Source organism: Mesorhizobium sp. M7A.F.Ca.US.006.01.1.1, from assembly GCF_003997935.1.
Classification (GTDB): domain Bacteria; phylum Pseudomonadota; class Alphaproteobacteria; order Rhizobiales; family Rhizobiaceae; genus Mesorhizobium.
Genome location: NZ_RZQL01000029.1, coordinates 13,497 through 30,159, shown reverse-complemented (window position 1 = coordinate 30,159; position 16,663 = coordinate 13,497). Strand labels below are relative to the sequence as shown.

Below are 16,663 nucleotides of genomic sequence, written 5' to 3'. Positions count from 1 at the left end.
GGGCCACCGGTCACTCCGATAAACCGTACCGTACGTTACGGTTCGGCTTATCGCGCAATCCGAGACCATGCGCAAGAGGACGAGCGCAAAATATCTGCAAGTGGCGTTGCCGCGCGCGACAAGCCCCGCTTAGTCGCTGGTTGGCGGATGGCGCAGCCGACCGAGCAATGCCGAGACCATGGTCAGCTCATCCGCCGACAATTTGGCGCCAACCAGTTCGGCGATCGAGCGTCCGTAGACAGCCCACATCTGGCGGCGTGTCTCGCGGCCCTTGGCGGTGATGCGGATGGTCTGGCCACGGCCGTCATCGGCCACAGGCAGTTTCTCGACGAGCCCATCGGCCTCGAGCCGGGCCAGCAGGCGCGAAATGTTGTATTGCGCAAACAGCGTGCGCTCGATCAGCTGGAACGGCCGCAGCCCGCCCTCGCCCGCCCCGGCAAGTTCATGCAGCACGTCGTACCAGGCAAGCGGCGGCAGGCCGGCGGCCTTCAACGCCTCTTCGGCGCTCTCCATCAGTTGGCGCGAAACGCGCATCAGGCGAGCCCAGGCCTTGATGGCTTCGGGCGAAGGCGTGGCTTTCTCAGTCATGACCAAGCATAGGCAGTAGATGCAAATGCATCAAGCTTGACGATCGATGCATATGCATTCATATAGATGCAAATGCATCAACTTAGGAAAATCTCATGAAACACAAGCTCATTCTCGTCAGCCATTATCTCTGCCCCTATGTGCAGCGCGCCGCGATTTCACTGGCCGAAAAGGGCGTGCCGTTCGAGCGCGTCGATATCGACCTCGCCAACAAGCCGGACTGGTTCAAGGCGATCTCGCCGCTCGGCAAGGTGCCGCTGCTGCGCGTGCAGCGAAATGGCGAGGAAACGGTGATCTTCGAATCGGCCGTCATCCTGGAATTCCTCGAAGAGACGCAGGCCAATCCACTCCACCCTGCCGATCCCTATGCCCGCGCGCGGCATCGCGCCTGGGTCGAGTTCGGTTCGGCAACACTCAACGCCATCGGCCGGTTCTATTCGGCCTCGACCGAGGCCGGCTTCCTTGACGAATCCAGCGCGCTTTCCGCCATGTTCGACCGTCTCGAAGCCGAATTGGCGGACGAGCCTGGCGGCCCCTGGTTCGCCAGCAAGCACTTTTCGCTGGTCGACGCGGTTTACGGTCCGGTCTTCCGCTATCTCGATGCCTTCGACCGGATCGGTGATTTCGGCATTCTTGACCGTAAGCCCCTCGTCCGAGCCTGGCGCAAGGCGTTGAGTGAACGTCCGTCGATCAAACAAGCCGTGGCGCCGGACTACCCGCAGCGCCTGCATACCTTCCTGCGAGCAAAGGGATCGTACCTTTCGAGCCTCATTGGCCGAAGCGATCCGGCCACCGCGCCTCGATCAGTCCAATCCGCTTGAACGGGTCGATCACTGTTCCCGCCACCATCGAGGCGAGAAACTGCGGCGCCGGCGGGATTTTTGCCACCGTCGCCACCAGCCTGTCACGGATGAAGGGCAGCGCCACCGAATCCGACTGGTAGAACGGCGTGAATGCCAGCGACAGCGCCTGGAAGATGCGGACATGCCAGCGGCGCGCCCTCGCATAGGCTTCCAGTGCGGCCTCGACGTTTGGCGCCCGCGCCAGCGCATGGCTGAGCGCCGCGGCGTCGAGCAGCGCCATGTTGGCCCCTTGCCCAAGCTGCGGGCTGGTCGAGTGCGCCGCGTCACCGATGATGGCCAGCCGCCGCTCTACGGGCCGCTTCATCGTGTGGTGGCCATAGCGCGCCAGCGAGAACTGGTCGAAACTGTCGATCTGGCTGGTATACGTTTCGCTCTGCGGCCACAGCCGGATCACTCTCTCCTTCCAGGCATCAAGGCCCCGGATGCGCATCGCATCCGCATCCGACGGCTTCAGGCTCCAGAAGAATGCCGCCATCCTTTCAGCGCCCGGCTGCGGCCGGCCGATCGGCAGCACGCCGATCATCACGCTCGCTTTGTCGTAGCGTTGCAGCAGCGCATGCTCATCGAAACCGTCGCCGCGCCAGCCAAGCGAGGCCCAGAACGCGCCATAGGTGAGTGACCGCGGCTCGCCCGGAGCGCTTGCGCGGCGCAGTTTCGAGCGCGAACCGCTGGCGTCGATAACGAGGTCGAACGGCCCTGCCCTTCGTCCGTTGCCGCAGATCAGCGTCGCCCGTTCGCCAGTCTCCAGGGCCTCGATCTCGACGCCGGTCTCGATGGCGATCGCTTCGCGTTGGGCGGCGCGGAAGAGCACGCCGAACAAGGCCGCCCGGTGCACCGCCAGCCCGAAGCGGCCACCGCGTTGCGCATCGTAGCGGACATCGAGCACGGTACGGCCTGTCGTGACATCGGCGCCATGCAGGCGGTCGATGCGGCTGCCCAGCGCCAGTATGTCGTCGAGCAGGCCAAGATCGGCCAGGACCGTCAGCCCTGTCGGCTGCAGGATCAGCCCGGAGCCGACCGGCTTCGGCTCATCGAAGCGCTCGAAGACCGTGACCCGATGCCCGGCACGCTTGAGATAGAGCGCCATGGCCAGTCCCGCCGGCCCGGCGCCTGCAATTGCGATGTCGTAGGAAATGCCAATGCCCCCAAAGCCGAACTGGCCGGGACAATCCTTCAGCAGCCCGACGAAATCAAGCCGCACCCTGGGGCTTTAGCGGTCGTTCAAGCCTGGGCCTTGGCGGCCGTTCAAGCCTGGGACGCATCAAAATCGGCGCGCGCTGCGCGCACCGCATCATGGTTGAGTTCGGCCCACAGAATCAATTGATGAAAGGCGCCGAACATAGAGCGCCCGAGATCGGTCAGGCTGTATTCGACGCTCGGTGGTTTGGTCGGGAACACCTCACGATGCACATAGCCATCGCGCTGAAGATCGTACAGCGTCTGGGTCAGCATGCGCTGTGAAATGTCCGGCACCAGGCGCCGCAACTCGCCGAAGCGGTAGGGTTTTTCAGCCAGCGCCATCATCAGCAGCGATCTCCATTTGCCGCTGACCCCCTGGATGACCTCGCGAACCGGACAATTGGCAATATTGCCACCGCCGGAGATGGCCTTGTAGACCTCCAACTTCGATCTCAGATTGATGACCTTGCCATCCATGGCTGGTTCCCTGCGCGTGCCTACCTCCCGAAAAACTGCCTTCTTTACGGCACCAGGTCAATTCCTATTTTAGTGCTGGTCTCTTTTTGAGACCACACCTCGAACCGCCCTAGCGGCGCAACGTCAGGATCTTCCATGACCGAAACCCTTCTCGTCACCGGCGCTTCCGGCCAGCTCGGCCGCGGCGTCATCCACTATCTCCTGGACACGCACAAAGTTCCGCCAGCAAAGATCATCGCCACCACACGCAATCCGGAAAACGTGGCCGATCTGGCGCTGCGCGGCGTCGTTGTCAGGGCCGCCGACTTCAACGACGCGGCCTCGCTGGAAAGCGCATTCGAGGGCGCCGACAAGGTGCTGATCATTTCGACAGGGGATCTCGATCTCAAAAGCGGCAGGCGCCTGAAGCAGCACGAAAATGCCGTTGCCGCAGCCAAAAACACCGGCATTTCGCATCTGCTTTACACCTCGATGCCCAATCCGGAGCCGGTGTCGCCGGTCCTGTTTGCCGATGACCACTACAGCACCGAGCAGGCCATCAAGGCGAGCGGCATTCCCTACACGATCTTCCGCAACGGCTGGTACCAGGAGAACCTGTTCCTGGGGCTGCCACACGCCATCGCCTCGGGACACTGGTATACGTCCGCCGGCGACGGCCGCGTTGCGCCTGGTGCGCGCGACGACATGGCAGCGGCGATCGCCGCCGGTCTCGCTGCCGTTTCCAACGAAAGCAAGACCTACACCTTGACCGGCCCGCAGGCCTACACCACGGCCGAGATTGCAGCCTTGGTAAGCGAGGTCACCGGCAAGCCGCTCGATGTCGTCCAGGTTTCGGATGAAGCCTTGACCGAAGGCGTGAAGGCATCAGGCGTTCCCGAGGATTTCGCTGAGGTCATCGTGTCCTTCGACGCCAACACGCGCGCCGGCCGTATCGCCATGGTGACCGACGCGATCGAGACGCTTTCGGGCCGCAAGTCAAAAACGCTGAAGCAGTTCCTTGAGGCGAACAAGGCCGCCCTGGCCGGTTGAAGCGGAGTGACATGGACTGTGCCGTGAAGCACAGTCCATTCGCCGATCCATCCGGACATGTCGAGATTCAGGTCAGGCCGAGTCGAGAATGGCGGGTTCCGAGAACCGGAACGGAGCGGACATTTGGGTCCGTGAGTACAGTTCTACCGCGATGCGGTAGAACGGGGAAGCGCAGGAACCTGCTGTTCGAAGGCCGGCCTCACCTGAATATCGGTATGTCCTAGATCGCCACCTGCGTGCCGATCTCGACCACGCGCCCGGTCGGGATCTGGAAGTACTCTGTCGCATCGGCCGCCGTACGCGCCAGGCCGATGAACAGCCGGTCCTGCCACACCGGCATGCCGGAATTGGGCGAGGCCTTGAGCGAACGCCGCGACAGGAAGAACGAAGTCGTCATGATGTCGAACTTCCAGCCCTGCTTGCGGCAGATCGCCAGCGCGCGCGGGATGTTGGGCTGCTCCATGTAGCCGAAGGTCAGCGTTACCCGCATGAACAGCTCGTTGACCGTCTCCATCTTGACCCGGTCGCTGTCCGGCACCACCGGCTGCGGCGCGGTCACCACCGAGAGGATGACGTTCTGCTCATGCAGCACCTTGTAGTGCTTCAGGCTATGCATCAGCGCGGTTGGCGCGCTGAGCGGATCGCTGGTGAGGAAGACGGCGGTGCCGGAGACCAGCTGCGGTTTCTTCTTCAACAGATTGCCGGCCAGGAAATCGAGCGGGATCTCGTTGCGGCGGGTCTTGTCGAACAGATAGCGGCTGCCGCGCACCCAGGTCCACATGGCCAGCACGATGGTGAAGGCAACGGCCAGTGATGCCCAGCCGCCCTCGAACACCTTGACGATGTTGGAGGCAAAGAAGCCGACGTCGATGAAGCCGAACAGCGCCGTCAGGGAGACTGCCACCCACAGCCGCCATTTCCAGATGCGCGTCATCACGACAAACAACAGCACCGTGGTCACCAGCATGTTGCCGGTTACCGAGATGCCGTAGGCCGATGCCAGCCTGCTGGACTCGCCGAAGCCGACGACCAGCATCATCACCACCAGCGCCAGCAGGAGATTGACGCGCGGCATATAGATCTGGCCGGACTGTTTCTCCGACGTGTGCAGGATTTCCAGGCGCGGCAGCATGTTGAGCTGCACCGCCTGCCTGGTCAGCGAGAAGGCGCCTGATATGACCGCCTGGCTGGCGATCACCGTGGCGGCGGTCGCCAACACGACCATCGGGATCAGCGTCCAGCCTTCGTTCATCTCGAAGAAAGGATGGCCGACGACGCCGTTCTTGGCCAACACGAAAGCGCCCTGCCCGGCATAGTTGAGCAGCAGGCACGGAAACACGACCCACAGCCAGGCGAGCACGATCGGCTTGCGGCCGAAATGGCCGAGATCGGCATAGAGCGCTTCGGCGCCGGTCACGGCGAGGAAGATGGCGCCGATGGTGACGAAGGCGACATCGGGCGAATTGATCAGGAAGGCGACGATGTAGTGCGGGCTCACCGCCCACAGGATTTCCGGATCGGCGACTATGTGATTGAGACCGGAAAGGCCAATGGCCAGGAACCATACCGCGGTCACCGGGCCGAAGACCAGTCCCACACCGCCCGTGCCGAAACGTTGCACCGCGAACACCATTGCGAGAATGACCAGCGTCAGCGGCACGACATAGGGCTGGAAGGTCGGCGTGACGACATTCATGCCCTCGACCGCCGACAGCACAGAAATCGCCGGCGTGATGACGGCGTCGCCGAAGAAAAGTGATGCCCCGACGATGCCGATGCCGAGCATCAGCGCCGAGCGCTTGGGGAAACTGCCGCGCGCCAGCGCCATCAGCGACAGCACGCCGCCCTCGCCGCGATTGTTCGCCCGCAGCACGAACATGATGTATTTGATGGTGACGATGATCGTCAGCGACCAGATGATCAACGACAAAACGCCGAGGATGTCACCGCGGTCGGCCACTTCTCCGCCGGAAGATGCCACCAGCGCCTCGCGAAAAGCATAGATCGGACTGGTGCCGATATCCCCGTAGACGACACCGAGCGCGCCCAGCATCAGAACCTTGGTGCTGTGCTGTTCGACTTCCGAATGGCTCGATTGTTCGACGGGTTCTGCCTCACTACCATTATTGGTAAGGGCCATGGACGACACTCCGATAAGCGCGCGGTGCTCTACGCTTGCTGCAATGCAATATCAAGTGCCGTCGCGTAATGGCAGCCATGCCTGCCACGCGAGGCTGCCATCGCTACCATCCGCAGGCCTTGAGGAACCGACCCACCGTGCCGGCCATGCCATACTCCAACGCGTCAGCTGTCAACCCATGTCCGATCGACACTTCGGCCAATGCCGGAATGCGCCTGGCAAGTGCCGGCAGATTGCTGACCACCAGATCGTGCCCGGCATTGACCTGAAGCCCGGCGGCAAGCGCGGCGTCGGCGGTTTTTCCCAGTCTTTCCAGCTCCTTGGCCGCTTTGGCGGAATCTGTGTGATAGCTGCCATACGGACCCGTATAGAGCTCGATGCGGTCGGCGCCGGTGTCGCGTGCGGCCGCCACCCAATCGGGATCCGGATCGGAAAACAGCGACACGCGAAAGCCCCCCTTTTTCAGACGCCTGACGATCGGTGTGAGGAACGCGGCCTGGGTGGCGAAGTTCCAGCCATGGTCCGATGTCGCCTGGGCCGGATCGTCCGGCACCAAAGTCACCTGTTCGGGCTGATGCTTTTCCACAAGCAACAGGAAATCCTCGGTCGGATAGCCCTCGATGTTGAACTCCGCGCGCGGAAACTCGTCGTCGATCAGCGAGCGGATCTCGGGCAGATCGGAGTGTCTTGTGTGCCGCTCGTCGGGGCGTGGGTGCACCGTCAGCCCATGCGCTCCGGCCGCCAGCGCAATGCGGCCGAGGCCGGTGACGCTTGGCCACGGCAGGTCGCGCCGGTTGCGCAGCATGGCGATGGCATTGAGGTTGACAGAGAGCTTTGCAGGCATGCGGGTGGCCTCGGAAATCATTCGACGCGCCCACCTATAGTGCCTTTGACGGGAACAGTAATGGCTTTGGTGGGAACAGACTGGGGGTTTCGGGTGTTCCAACCCTGATGAACGAGCCGGGAAAGGAAGCGCCGATGAATTTTCTCGATGAGGTGCCGGCAATCCGCCGTCTCGAGACCAGCCGCGACGACCTTTTCGCCATCGATGTCGTCGGGCACGTTTCCGCGGCCGACGGTGAAAATCTTTTCGGGCTGCTGGAGGCGGCCTATGCCCTGCATCCGCGCATCGATGTGCTGGTGCGCCTCGTCGACCATGATGGCGTCGACTGGGCCGACATCGCGGACGAGACCCTCAAGCAGGGCGCCATCCATGCGTTGGAACATGTCGGCCGTTGCGCAACCATCGGCGAACCGGACTGGATAGCGGACGCACAACGCTTTCTGCCGTCCTCACCGCCCATCGAAATCAGGCATTTCAAGGCGGAGGACGAGGCTGCCGCCTGGCAGTGGCTTGCCGCACAACCTATCGGGGCAACAGCATCCGGCGCCCCTACCTGACGATCGTCAGCCGCTCGGCCGCCCGCGTGATGGCAGTGTAGAGCCATCGCTGGCGGGTTTCCTTGAAGGCCCAGCTTTCATCGAACAGCACGATCTCGTTCCACTGCGAGCCCTGCGCCTTGTGCACGGTCAGCGCGTAGCCATAGTCGAAATCGTCGAAGCGCTTCTTCTGCTGCCAGGGGATGTCGGCATCGGGATCCTCGAACGCCGCCTTGAGCAGCTTGATCTTGGCAACGCCGCGATCCGGATCGTCCTCTTCCGGCGACACCAGAAGGTTGATGCCGGGCTTCACCGTCTCGCGCGACGAGGTCATCACCTTCCACAGCGAACCGTTGAGCAGGCCCTTTGCCGGATCGTTGCGCAGGCAGACCAGCTTGTCGCCGGCTTGCGGATAATCGGCGTTGAAGCCCTTGAGCTCGCGCAGCCGCTGATTGTAGCGGCGCCGCGTGCGGTTGGTGCCGACCAGCACCTGGTCCGCCTTCAGAACCAGTTCCTGGGTAACGTCTTCCTTGCCGATGACCTGCGCCGTGCCATAGTCGCCACGCATGAATTCACGGCCCTCGCGCACATCGAGCGCCAGCCGCAGGATCGGGTTGTCGCGCGCCTGCCGGTGGATTTCGGTGAGCAGAAAATCCGGCTCGTGGTCGGTGAAAAAACCGCCACCCGAGATCGGCGGCAACTGGCCGGGGTCGCCAAGCACCAGGATCGGCGTGCCGAAACTCATCAGGTCGCGGCCAAGCTGCTCGTCAACCATCGAACATTCGTCGATGACGACCAGCTTGGCGCGCGAGATCGGGCTCTGCCGGTTGAGTGAAAAGGTCGGCGACATCGAGGTCTTGCCGGTGACCTCGTCCGACACCGATTCCTCGCCCTTCGGCCGATAGATCAGCGAATGGATGGTGCGGGCATTGACCGCGCCCTTGGAGCGCAGCACTTGCGCCGCTTTGCCGGTGAAGGCGGCGAACTGCACCTGGCCGTCGACATGTTCGGCGAAATAGCGCGCCAGCGTCGTCTTGCCGGTGCCGGCATAGCCGAACAGCCGGAACAGCTGCGGCTGGCCGGTCTTCAGCCAGCGGGCAACCGCTTGCAGCGCCTCGTCCTGTTGGGGAGAGAATTCCATCAGCGCGAGAGACCGGATTCGCAAGGGAAAGACAAGACAGCCGCCATCATCATCGATGCGTTGGCAGCGCCTCTGCGCCGCCGACAGGTCAGGCTATCAGGCACAGACAAGAACGTAAAGGGAACAGAAAAGCTCACCACACACCTTTATCGGACCTGCCGGGGATCGTTCTCCAGCAGGATCGGCTTGCCGTGCGGGGTGGCGTGTGCGGCGCGCTCCCAGGCTTCAGCCATCGCGTCGACATCGGCTCTGGCTGCCAGCCCTTTTGAAGCAAGCAGGCTTTCCAGCGCCGCCAGCCAATGTTCGTAATAGTCATGGCCGTCAGTGGCAGCGCCTAGCTTCTTCACCTGCGCCGACAGCGCATCCGCCCACTCGCTCCACGCAAACACACCCTTGTCGTGCAGCGCCACCGTCATGGCGAAGGCTTCGGCCTGCCATGGTTCGGCGAAAACAGGGGCATCGACGCCCGGCGGCAAATCGGCCGTGTCCGAGTCACGCCGGCTCAAGATAGCTCTCCCAAGCATCGATCGAGACGCTCAGCGTCGGATCGGCGCCCTCGCCCCAGATTTCCGATCCTTCGAAAACCACGGTGTAGACCCATTGCGGGTTTTCGCCGTGGCCATGCGCATTGCTGTCGGGGAACACGAAGCCGTCGCGCACGGCCTCGATTGTACCTTGCTTGCCGCGTGCGTAGCGCGGCAGCCGCGTGTGGCCGGTCGGGTTGAAGTTCTTGGTCCGCACGGGATCGCCGGCCTTGAACCGCGCCCCTTGCGCCACCGGCCGGTCGCAAGGGCTGCCCTTGGCCAGCACTGCGGGCACGTTCTCCGCCTTCAGCAGCCTCTTGGGCGTCGCTGCCGGATCGACTGCCTTGCCCGCTTCGAGATCGCGCTCGCTGACGAAGCCGTGGCGCTTGAGCAGCACCTCCAGCGCCTTGATCCAAATCTGGTAGTAGCTCGATGAATAGTAGACAGCCGGATGCAGTGATTCCCGTGCGTGCCGGCTCTCGTCGATGTTCCACGCGCCCATGGCGCCGGCAGTCAGCGTCACGCCGAGCGCCCGCCTTTCCCAAGCGGCATGGAAATAGGGTTCGTCCTGTTCGGGTGCGACCGGGCCGAAGCCCATCTGCCCGCCAAGATCGTGCGGCCCGTTCATGCCGGCTGCCTCGCAAGACCGGTGCCGATCATCGCGTCACGGCTGACCAGCTCCGCCAGCCGCTCCTCGCTCCAGCCCTCGGTGCCCTCAGGCCGCATCGGCACGACGAGATAGCGCAGCTCGGCAGTGGAATCCCAGACGCGAATTTTCTTGTCCGCCGGCAGCGTCAGCCCGAATTCCTCCAGCACCCCACGCGGATCGATCACGGCGCGTGAACGATAGGGCGGCGCCTTGTACCAGACCGGCGGCAGGCCGAGCACCGACCACGGATAGCAGGAGCACAGCGTGCAGACGACGAGGTTGTGCGTATCCTGCGTGTTGAACACCGCCTGCATGTGCTCGCCCTGGCGACCGGTGTAGCTCAGCGAGCCGATCGCCGCAGTCGCATCGCGCTTCAGCCATTCGGCATAGGCGGGATCGCTCCAGGCTTTCGCCACCACCCTGGCGCCGTTGCGCGGCCCGATCTTCGTCTCATAGGTATCGACGATGACGTCGATCGCGGCCGGATCGACCAGGCCCTTGCGAGTGAGGATAGTTTCCAATGCGCGCACGCGGGCGGCAAACGGATCGAGTTCGTTGTCGTGGTCATGATCGTGTGACATGACGGCAAAATACGTTTCCGATCATGCCGCTGCAAGCATGACGGCTTGGGCCAACGGCATATGGCGTGGCCGCCTCTATTCGGCGGCCGCCCGCTGCGGTTCGGGCAGCATTTCTTCCCTGGGCTTGAACAGCGAGGGCTGGTCGACATCTTCGACCGGGCCCGGCTCGCCCTTGCGCTTCGACCAAAGCCCGACCAGCCAGCCCGAGAAATTCTCCATGTAGACATAGATCACCGGCGTCACGAACAGGGTCAGCGCCTGCGAGGCAAGCAGACCGCCGACAACGGCAACGCCGAGCGGCTGGCGTAGTTCGGCGCTGGCACCGGTGCCGAGCGCGATCGGGAATGTGCCCATCAGTGCGGCCAGCGTCGTCATCATGATCGGCCTGAACCGCATCAGGCAGGCCTTGTGGATAGACTCGGTCGCCGACATGCCTTCTCGTCGCAGTTCGAGCGCGACATCGACCATCATGATGCCGTTCTTCTTGACGATGCCGATCAGCATCAGGATGCCGATCACGGCGATGACCGAGAGGTCCATGCCGGCGAAGCGCAAGGCAACAACCGCCCCGAGTACAGCCGACGGCAGGCCGGTGAGGATTGTGAGCGGGTGGATGAAGCTCTCGTACAGGATGCCGAGCACGATATAGATGGTCAGGATCGCGCCGCCGACCAGAAGCCCCTGGTTAGCCAGAGAGTCCTGGAAGGTCTTGGCCGTGCCGGCAAAGGTCGTCGAGATCGCCGTCGGCATGCCGATCTGCTCTTTGAGCGCGTTGATGCGCGTTACGCTGTCACCCAGCGCCACGCCCTGCGGCAGGTTGTAGGAGATCGTCACCGCCGGAAGCTGGCCAAGCTGGTTGACGGTCAGGGCGCCTGCCGTGCGATCGACTCGGGCGAAGGCGCCAAGCGGAACCAGGCTGCCGCTCGCCGTCCTCATCTGGATGGCCAGCATCCGCTCGGGCGACCACTCGATCTTGGGGTCGAGCTCGGTGATGACTTCGTAGCTGTCGGCCGAACCGAAGATGGTCGAAACCTGGTGGGTGCCGACCCCGCCATAGAGGGCGGAGCGCAGCGTGTCGGTATCGATGCCGAGTTGGGCGGCCTTGTCGCGATCCACCACCAGCGTCGCCTGCAGCGCATTGTTCTGCAGGTCGCTGGTGACGTCGGTGAAGTTCGCATGGTCGGCCGCCATCGCGTCATTCAGTTTCTGCGCCCAAATGTCGGTCAGGCCGGTGTCGAGGCCCTGAACCACGAGCTGATAGGCGCTGGCCGACGAGCGCGAGCCCAGTCTCAAATTCTGTACCGGCTGCATGTAGGTCTCGATACCCGCAACGCCGGCCAGTTGCTTGCGCAGGTCCGAAAGCACCTTCTCGATATCGGGACGCTGGTCCTTGCCCTTGAGCTGGACGAAGAGCTGCCCCTGGTTGAGCGCATTGTTGCCGCTGCCCGCCGACCACGCCACATGGTCGACATAGGGCGAATGCGAGAAGACGCTGGCGACCTGCCCTTGCAGCCTGGACATGGCGTCGAACGAGATGTCCTGGCGCGCGATGGTGGTCACTGATATCTGGCCGATGTCCTCCTGCGGGAAGAAACCCTTCGGCGAGATCTGGATCAGCCACACCGACGCTGCCGCGGTTCCGACGAAGACGAGGAACACCAGGAAGGTGTGCCGCAGGCAGAAACTCAAGACCCGGTCGTAGCCGCGTGTGCCGAGGTCCTGCTTATGGCCGGGGCCATGCTTGTCGCGGTCGGCTTTGGTCACCGACAGCAGCCGCGAGCACAGCATCGGCGTCAGCGTCAGCGACACGAACATCGACGCCAGGATAGCGACCGTCACCACGACGGCGAACTCGTTGAAGATACGCCCGATGACGCCGCCCATCAAAAGCACGGGGATGAACACCGCGACCAGCGAGATCGAGATCGAGATGATGGTGAAGCCGATTTCGCGCGCGCCCTTCAGCGAGGCATCGAAGGCCGACAATCCATCCTCCTCCATATGGCGGAAGATGTTTTCAAGCATCACGATGGCATCGTCGACGACGAGGCCGACCGCCAGCGTCAGGCCCATCAGCGATATGTTGTCGATGGAAAAGCCGAACAGGAACATCGCGCCGAGCGTGGCGATCAGCGAGATCGGCACCGCCACGGCCGGAATGATCGTCGCCGTCACCCGGCGCAGGAACACGAAGATCACCATGATCACCAGGGCAATGGTGAGCAGCAGCGTGAACTGCACGTCGCTGACCGCCTGCCGGATCGAACTGGAGCGGTCGTTGAGCAGCTTGATGTCGGCGGCGGCCGGCATCTGGTCCTTGAAGGACGGCAGCATCGCCTTGACCTTGTCGACGACGTCGACAGTGTTGGCATCGGGCTGGCGCTGCACGGCCATGATGATCGCGCGGGTGCCATCGTACCAACTCGCGGTCGTCGTCGTCTGCACCGAATCGACCACACGGGTCACCTCGCCCAGCCGCACCGGGTGACCGTTTTTGGTGGCGATGATGATGTTGGAGAAACCGGCGGCGTCGGTCAGCTGCGTGTTGGCGGTGATGGTGAGCTGCTGCTTGTCGTTCTGCAGCACGCCGAGCGGCGTGTTGCTGTTGGCTGAGGCAACCGCCGCCTGCAGCTGATCGATCGAGATGCCGCGCGCCGCAAGCGCGGTCGGGTCGATCTGGATGCGCACCGCGTATTTCTGCTGGCCGAAGATCGAGACCTGCGCCACGCCGTCGATGGTCGACAGCGACGGCGAGATGACATTTTCCGCGAAAGCATCGAGATCGGTCAGCGGAACCGTGTCGCTGACCAGCGACATCAGAAGGATCGGCGCGTCGGCCGGATTGACCTTGCGATAGCTCGGCGGCGCCGTCATCTGCGGCGGCAGTGATTTCTGCGTGCGCGCGATCGCCGCCTGCACATCGGCCGCCGCCGCGTCGATGTCGCGGTTGAGCACGAACTGGATGGCGATCGAGGTCTGGCCAAGCGAGTTCGTCGTCGAAATGGAATCGATGCCGGCGATGGTGGCGAACTGCTTGATCAGCGGCGTCGCCACCGATGTCGCCATGGTTTCCGGCGAGGCGCCGGGCAGCGAAGCCGAGACGTTGACCACCGGGAATTCGGCGCTGGGCAGTGCGGCCACCGGCAGGAACTTGTAGGCGAACAGTCCGCCCAGCACGAGGGCGAACGACATCAGAAGGGTGGCGACAGGTCGGCGTATGCAGAATTCGGAAATCATTGGGCCGCCTCGCCGGCGTTGGTCGCCTCGGCCACCTTGGGAGCAGCATTCGCCGTGGCCTTGCCCTCATGCACCGCCGCGCCGTCCTTCAGCCTCGTCTGGCCTTCGGTGACGACCTTCTCACCGCTTTTCAGCCCCTGGCTGATGGCGCTGTTGTCGCCTTCGGTCAGCGCCACTTGCACCGGCCGCATCTCGACCGTGTTGTCCGGCTTGACCACATAGACGAACGGCCCTTTCTGGCTTGGCTGGACCGCGACAGTGGGAACCGATGTCATCTGCGGCATGATGCCGGCGTCGAGCACGACATTCACATACTGGCCGGGCCACAGCGAAAGGTCGGCATTGGGAATGCTTGCACGCGTGGCAATCGTGCCCGACGCGGTGTCGACGCTGGAGTCGACGAAATCGAGCGTGCCCTTGCCGATCGGCGTCGGGTCACCGTCCTTGGTCAGCGTTACCGCGCCCTGCTGCGGGTTGGCGAGCGCCTTGTGCAGCAGGGCCAAATTGCTCTCGGGAAGATTGAAGTTGACCTGCAGCGGGTCCATCTGGGTGATGGTCACCAGCGGAGTCGCCGTGCTGCTGTTGCCATTGCTGACGGTGACGAGATCGCCGACGGCGACGCTGACCGCACCCAGCCTGCCGGAAATCGGCGCCGTGATCGTGGCGAAGCCAAGCTGGACGTTGTCGGCGTCGATCGTCGCCTTGTCGGCATCGACGGTCGCTGCGGCAGCCTTCTGCGCGGCGACGGCCTGGTCGTAGGTCTGCTGCGTGCCGGCCTGCTTGGCGACCAGATCCTTGGCGCGCTGGAGATCGGACTGCGAGCTGGCGAGCATCGCCTGATCCTTGGCGAGCGCCGCCTGATCCTTGGCAAGCTGCGCCTTCAGCGCCCGGTCGTCGAGCGAAAACAGAACGTCGCCGACCCTGACCATCTGCCCGTCCCTGACGTCGATGGAGACGATCTGGCTGGACACCCGCGCGTTGATGTTGACGACGGCGGGAGAGGAGACGAAGCCGATGGCATAGCGACGGATCGGGAAATCGGCTGTCGAGGCGACGGCCGAGAGGATGGAGGCCGAGCGCCCCGCATTGTCGGCCTTCTTGTCCGAAGCCGCAGCGTGTTTGTCCGGCGCGGCAACCTGCTTTGCGCCGATGACCTGCTGGACCCTGCCAAGCGCGTCAGGCGAAAGATAGAGCCACCCGATTGCACCCAGGCAGGCTACGGCCAGCAACGAAAGAACGACTTTTCCACGCATGGTCAAAGGCCCTCTCCACCCGACACGTCGTGGTCCGATGGTTCTACTCTAGCGCAAATCACGGCCGTTGCCGCGATTTCGCCGAATAGATAGGACACGCCTTTGTCGGAAAAGGGCCAAAAGGCGGCATTACGAAGATTTAATGTGCACTGCACAATGAGTGTGCAACACGGGGCGGCTCCCGATCCGGATGGTACGCCGAGATTCCGGATTCTGTCTCTCGATGATCAGAGGGGTACGCCCCAAGGTCTATTTGAGCATCGGCCAAAGCGTCGCCGCCAGCAGCACACCCATGGCGATGTTGAACCATTTCAGCCGCACCGGGTCCGACAGGAAACCGCGCAGTGCGGTGCCGAAACCCGCCCACACCGAGACGCTCGGCAAATTGACGATGGTAAAGGCCACGGCGATCAACACCACCGACAGGAACGGGTGCTCGGCATTGGCATAGACGGCCATGGCGGTGATCGCCATCACCCACGCCTTAGGATTGACCCACTGGAATGCGGCCGCCTCGATGAAGCGCATCGGCCGCGCCTTCGTCTCGCCCTTGCCGGTCAGCGTGCGCGACATGGCGATCTTCCAGGCGAGGTACAAAAGATAGGCGCCGCCGGCGATCTTGAGCGCGGTATGCAGCGCCGGAAACGCCGTCAACACTGCGCCAAGGCCAAGACCGACGGCAAGCAGCAGCACGAGGAAACCCATGCTGATGCCAAGCATGTGCGGAACGGTTCTGACGATGCCGAAATTCACGCCCGATGCCAGAAGCATGAGATTGTTCGGCCCCGGCGTGATCGAGGTCACCAAGGCGTAGACAAGCAGGGCAAGGAAAGCGTCAAGCGACATGGATATCCTCCCCGACAAGTCAGGTCATTGTCTCTTCTCGGCAACCCGCAAAGGCCCACGGACGGCCCACAGCGGGGCCAGAAGCCTCGCTATGGAAGCTGCTTGCGCGCCCGGCGCCAGCACCGAAGGCGGCCTACATCGCCTGCGGGCCGCGGTTCAACGCCGCCACGCCGGTGCGGCAGATTTCGACCAGGCCGAGCGGCTTCATGATGGCGATGAACTGGTCGATCTTGGAGCCCTTGCCGGTGATCTCGAAGATGAAATGCTCGGTGTTGGCGTCGATGACGCTGGCGCGGAACGCATCGGCCAGCCGCAGCGCCTCGACGCGGGCCTCGCCGGTGCCGGCGACCTTGACCAGCGCCAGTTCGCGCTCCAGCGGCCGCTCCTGGCCGGATTCATGCGAGCGCACGGTCAGGTCGACCACGCGGTGAACCGGCACGATGCGCTCGAGCTGGTGCTTGATCTGCTCCAGCACATGCGGCGTGCCGCGCGTCACGATGGTGATGCGCGACAGGTGTTTTTCATGCTCGGTCTCGGAGACGGTCAGGCTCTCGATGTTGTAGCCGCGCCCGGAAAACAGGCCGATGACCCGGGCAAGCACGCCCGGCTCATTGTCGACCAGCACGGAGAGCGTGTGGTTTTCCGGCTTTTCCGTTTCCTTGGCGATGAAATAGGCGGAGCCGGTCGGTTGTAGCTGTGCGTTCATGACATGAATCTCGATTTCAAGCTCTTGAGCTAATTCTCTGTTTGGGCAGGGCTTTCTCGCGATAGCCCTG

16 protein-coding genes are annotated in these 16,663 nt (G+C 63.3%); 3 read left to right on the top strand and 13 right to left on the bottom strand.

Translation table 11 applies throughout. The features are described from left to right. Positions 1–129 precede the first annotated feature (129 nt). A complete protein-coding gene (locus tag EN943_RS08010; RefSeq protein WP_127412190.1) occupies positions 130–588 on the bottom strand; it encodes a MarR family winged helix-turn-helix transcriptional regulator in 459 nt (152 codons plus the stop codon). 95 nt (positions 589–683) lie between these two features. Here EN943_RS08010 and EN943_RS08005 point away from each other — a divergent pair, with 95 nt between their 5' ends. After that, positions 684–1,409: a glutathione S-transferase family protein gene (locus EN943_RS08005; protein ID WP_127412189.1), complete on the top strand. Its 726-nt coding sequence runs from the start codon at positions 684–686 to the stop codon at positions 1,407–1,409. On the opposite strand, the gene EN943_RS08000 is transcribed toward EN943_RS08005, so the two are convergent. Then, positions 1,357–2,652 (bottom strand): NAD(P)/FAD-dependent oxidoreductase, encoded by a 1,296-nt coding sequence (locus EN943_RS08000; RefSeq protein ID WP_127412188.1) that lies wholly within the window; start codon positions 2,650–2,652, stop codon positions 1,357–1,359. The genes EN943_RS08005 and EN943_RS08000 overlap by 53 nt on opposite strands. A 44-nt stretch (positions 2,653–2,696) precedes the next feature. After that, positions 2,697–3,107 carry a helix-turn-helix domain-containing protein gene (locus EN943_RS07995; protein WP_127412187.1) on the bottom strand — a complete coding sequence of 137 codons (411 nt, stop codon included), beginning with the start codon at positions 3,105–3,107 and terminating at the stop codon, positions 2,697–2,699. A 135-nt stretch (positions 3,108–3,242) separates the two neighbouring features. Here EN943_RS07995 and EN943_RS07990 point away from each other — a divergent pair, with 135 nt between their 5' ends. Next, positions 3,243–4,136, top strand: a complete 894-nt coding sequence (locus EN943_RS07990) for an SDR family oxidoreductase (protein WP_127412186.1) — start codon at positions 3,243–3,245, stop codon at positions 4,134–4,136. A 220-nt stretch (positions 4,137–4,356) separates the two neighbouring features. Here the strand turns inward: EN943_RS07990 and EN943_RS07985 are convergent, their stop codons facing one another. Both EN943_RS07985 and EN943_RS07980 read right to left on the bottom strand, forming a co-directional pair. Next, positions 4,357–6,276 carry a potassium transporter Kup gene (locus EN943_RS07985; RefSeq protein ID WP_127412185.1) on the bottom strand — a complete coding sequence of 640 codons (1,920 nt, stop codon included), beginning with the start codon at positions 6,274–6,276 and terminating at the stop codon, positions 4,357–4,359. A gap of 103 nt (positions 6,277–6,379) precedes the next feature. Further along, positions 6,380–7,120 (bottom strand): pyridoxine 5'-phosphate synthase, encoded by a 741-nt coding sequence (locus EN943_RS07980; protein ID WP_127412201.1) that lies wholly within the window; start codon positions 7,118–7,120, stop codon positions 6,380–6,382. Between the two features lie 134 nt (positions 7,121–7,254). Here EN943_RS07980 and EN943_RS07975 point away from each other — a divergent pair, with 134 nt between their 5' ends. Beyond that, complete coding sequence (locus tag EN943_RS07975) at positions 7,255–7,677, top strand: STAS/SEC14 domain-containing protein (protein ID WP_127412184.1); 423 nt, start codon at positions 7,255–7,257, stop codon at positions 7,675–7,677. On the opposite strand, the gene EN943_RS07970 is transcribed toward EN943_RS07975, so the two are convergent. The 8 genes from EN943_RS07970 to ilvN all read right to left on the bottom strand — a co-directional run bounded on the left by EN943_RS07970 (position 7,670) and on the right by ilvN (position 16,593). After that, positions 7,670–8,797: an ATP-dependent RecD-like DNA helicase gene (locus EN943_RS07970; protein WP_127260782.1), complete on the bottom strand. Its 1,128-nt coding sequence runs from the start codon at positions 8,795–8,797 to the stop codon at positions 7,670–7,672. The genes EN943_RS07975 and EN943_RS07970 overlap by 8 nt on opposite strands. Before the next feature lie 146 nt (positions 8,798–8,943). Further along, positions 8,944–9,303, bottom strand: a complete 360-nt coding sequence (locus tag EN943_RS07965) for a nitrile hydratase accessory protein (protein ID WP_127412183.1) — start codon at positions 9,301–9,303, stop codon at positions 8,944–8,946. After that, positions 9,290–9,949: a nitrile hydratase subunit beta gene (gene nthB / locus EN943_RS07960; RefSeq protein WP_127412182.1), complete on the bottom strand. Its 660-nt coding sequence runs from the start codon at positions 9,947–9,949 to the stop codon at positions 9,290–9,292. The genes EN943_RS07965 and nthB overlap by 14 nt, the downstream gene beginning before the upstream one ends. Then, positions 9,946–10,551 (bottom strand): nitrile hydratase subunit alpha, encoded by a 606-nt coding sequence (nthA, locus tag EN943_RS07955; protein ID WP_127412181.1) that lies wholly within the window; start codon positions 10,549–10,551, stop codon positions 9,946–9,948. Before nthA ends, nthB begins: the two co-directional genes overlap by 4 nt. A 75-nt stretch (positions 10,552–10,626) precedes the next feature. Continuing rightward, on the bottom strand, positions 10,627–13,788 hold the full coding sequence (locus EN943_RS07950) for an efflux RND transporter permease subunit (protein ID WP_127412180.1): 3,162 nt from the start codon (positions 13,786–13,788) through the stop codon (positions 10,627–10,629). Then, entirely contained in the window at positions 13,785–15,041 is a 1,257-nt protein-coding gene (locus EN943_RS07945; protein ID WP_127412179.1) for an efflux RND transporter periplasmic adaptor subunit, read from the bottom strand. Before EN943_RS07945 ends, EN943_RS07950 begins: the two co-directional genes overlap by 4 nt. Before the next feature lie 249 nt (positions 15,042–15,290). Continuing rightward, positions 15,291–15,887: a LysE family translocator gene (locus tag EN943_RS07940; RefSeq protein ID WP_024501399.1), complete on the bottom strand. Its 597-nt coding sequence runs from the start codon at positions 15,885–15,887 to the stop codon at positions 15,291–15,293. A 133-nt stretch (positions 15,888–16,020) separates the two neighbouring features. Beyond that, positions 16,021–16,593, bottom strand: coding sequence for an acetolactate synthase small subunit (gene ilvN, locus EN943_RS07935; protein ID WP_023757090.1), 573 nt, complete (start codon positions 16,591–16,593; stop codon positions 16,021–16,023). Positions 16,594–16,663: the final 70 nt, after the last annotated feature.